The organism is Acetobacterium sp. UBA5834 (genome assembly GCF_002435675.1).
Classification (GTDB): Bacteria; Bacillota; Clostridia; order Eubacteriales; family Eubacteriaceae; genus Acetobacterium; species Acetobacterium wieringae.
The window spans coordinates 51,264-53,623 of sequence record NZ_DJGY01000020.1; the positions used below are offsets into that span (position 1 = coordinate 51,264).

Sequence of the window (2,360 nt, forward strand, 5' to 3'; positions counted from 1 at the left end):
TGTCGGTACTGGGTTAGCTTTTTGACAGTCTGAAAGAGCTTTCGCTCTTTTTTTATGTACTAACGGCCGCAGCACTTTTTATATTTTTTTCCGGAACCACACGGACAGGGATCGTTGCGGCCCACCTTCACTTCGTTCACCACCGTTTTTGAACGCTTGTATTCTTTTTCCAGCTCAAGGCGTTCATCCTCGGTAAAAAAATTATTCCATTCTTCCAAAGTATAAAGCCACTCAGCTGGCACTGCCAGCATATTTTTATAAAGTTTGGCAAAATCAATTTCCAGTCTGATTTGCGAATCCAGTTCAATCGATTCCAGATCAATGGGGGTTATCAGACTTTCGCTGATTCCATCCAGAAAACCCATGTATTGGGGTGGAACCATCTTGCTCTCGTTAGCCAGATCTTCAAACCGGCCTTCAACGACTGTGATTTTCTCACCCAGAATCTTCTGGTAGAGGACTTTTTCCTCAGCACAGTATTTTTCCCAAAAGGCATTTTGCTCTTCCTGAGTATTGCAATTCTCTTCGATGTAGTTCTTCCACGCTTCGTATAAACTCATTCAATTTCTCCTCATAGTAATCTAAGCATATTATATCCCAAAAACACCAGGAGTTAAACCATTTTCTGCTAAACCCCGCAATTACTTCACCAGTTCGATGGTGACGGGATTTACAAACGGTGGCTCGCTCATACCGACCTGATTTTTGATGGTCAGTTTAATCGTCTGACCCTTCTCCGGCACAAAATCAAGGCTATCAAACCCCTGCATATTAACCCGGGCCTGATTAAAATTCTCATTATCCAACACCGTGACCAGCAGTTCTGTGTCACTGACTTCGTCAATGGTAGCAGTAAAGCTGATACTATCCGCCAGTTCATCGTTTGTTGCCTTGGAATTGCTGTTACAGCCAACCAATAGCCCCATTGCCACAATAACTACGATACATAATCCAATTCTTTTCTTCATTTTATCCTCCTATTGAACCCTTCTTTGTTCATCAGCATTCAGCCAACACCTGTAATTAAGTTAAAGCAGTTGTTGATAATAATCCCATTCCAGTTTACAATGATTATATGATCAATACATGCAGAAAGGAATAATAAATTGAAAACTAACAACCCTGACCAAGCCCAGATAAAAAGCAACCAACCTCAACACGATGAAGAATTGGTTCCCGTTTTGATACGCTATCTGAGTCTGACTTTAATCAGTGCGGCGATCATTAGTGTGTTATTAATTCTGATCCCCCTACCTATTTTAGAGGGCAACCCACTGATCAGCATTTTGTTTATATTTATACCCAATTTATTGGCTTTTATTATCATGTCCCGTCTCATTCGAAAAAAATTAAGCTATCTAAAGACGCTCCAAAAAGGATCTGAACGCGTTGCCGCAGCAAACTTTGAATCTTATATCCCGCTACAGGGAAATAATGAGCTCACTGACCTTGCCAATAATATCAATTTGATTCAAGATCTGTATGAGGCTAAATCCAAAGCTGAATCCTTGGCTAAAATGGAAAATCATCATATCATCACCTCTGTTTCCAATAAAATCCACGCTCCCTTGTCTGGTATCATCGGATATCTCGAACGCATTCAGAACCCTGATGAACATGACGTCTCAAAAAAGGAAGCTTATTTAAAGATTGCTCTGAAAAAAGCTTATCAGGTCATCAATTTTATCGACGATCTTTTTGAGCACGCCTTCACTGACAATGGCAAGGGCTACTATCAGTTTAAAGTCTATAACGGAAAACCCCTGATTCATCAATTACTGAGCGCTTCCACCAAGGCTCTAGAAGAAGCGGGCTATGAGGTGATCCAGGAAAACTGTATTGAACGGGATTTTTCTTTATGGGTTGATCTGGAACAGCTGCAACGGATTTTTGACTATCTGACTTCCAATATTATTAAGTACGCCGACCCCGATAAACCCATTGATTTTGGATTGATCCTCAATAAAAACGAACTCTGTCTGATTCTGCGTAATAAAACCATTAATAATCCCGCCGCTGTCGGCAAAAAAATCATTGATACTGAAGGTTCCAGTCTGGACTCCTGCCGAAAAATCATTACTCGCCATCAGGGCCGGATCGACTATTATCAGCTGAACCAACTATTTAAGGTCGAACTGATTCTGCCGATTCATCAGTAATCATCCAACTATTCAAGACTCTCATTCAGGGTCTTTTTTTATTGTCAAAAAGTCTTAAGAATTTGAGTAACTTGCTCTTCATAATTAACCATTATACTAAAAGTCATTGGTGATCATGTGTTTTGCTGTGGAAACAGTTGAAAACACTAAATAAAATTATAAAAAGTGCTTGACAATCATCACGATTCGTATTATTGTATT

The 2,360-nt window shown here is 39.9% G+C and carries 3 protein-coding genes; 1 reads left to right on the forward strand and 2 read right to left on the reverse strand.

The window, feature by feature from the left end; translation table 11 throughout:
• Window positions 1–59: 59 nt before the first annotated feature.
• Together B3F51_RS04525 and B3F51_RS04530 are read right to left on the reverse strand one after the other, a co-directional pair.
• Window positions 60–560: an SEC-C metal-binding domain-containing protein gene (locus tag B3F51_RS04525; protein WP_070369529.1), complete on the reverse strand. Its 501-nt coding sequence runs from the start codon at window positions 558–560 to the stop codon at window positions 60–62.
• Between the two features lie 81 nt (window positions 561–641).
• Window positions 642–968 carry a hypothetical protein gene (locus B3F51_RS04530; RefSeq protein ID WP_070369530.1) on the reverse strand — a complete coding sequence of 109 codons (327 nt, stop codon included), beginning with the start codon at window positions 966–968 and terminating at the stop codon, window positions 642–644.
• A gap of 138 nt (window positions 969–1,106) precedes the next feature.
• Between B3F51_RS04530 and B3F51_RS04535 the strand changes: the two genes are divergently transcribed.
• Complete coding sequence (locus tag B3F51_RS04535) at window positions 1,107–2,159, forward strand: sensor histidine kinase (protein WP_286945688.1); 1,053 nt, start codon at window positions 1,107–1,109, stop codon at window positions 2,157–2,159.
• Window positions 2,160–2,360: the final 201 nt, after the last annotated feature.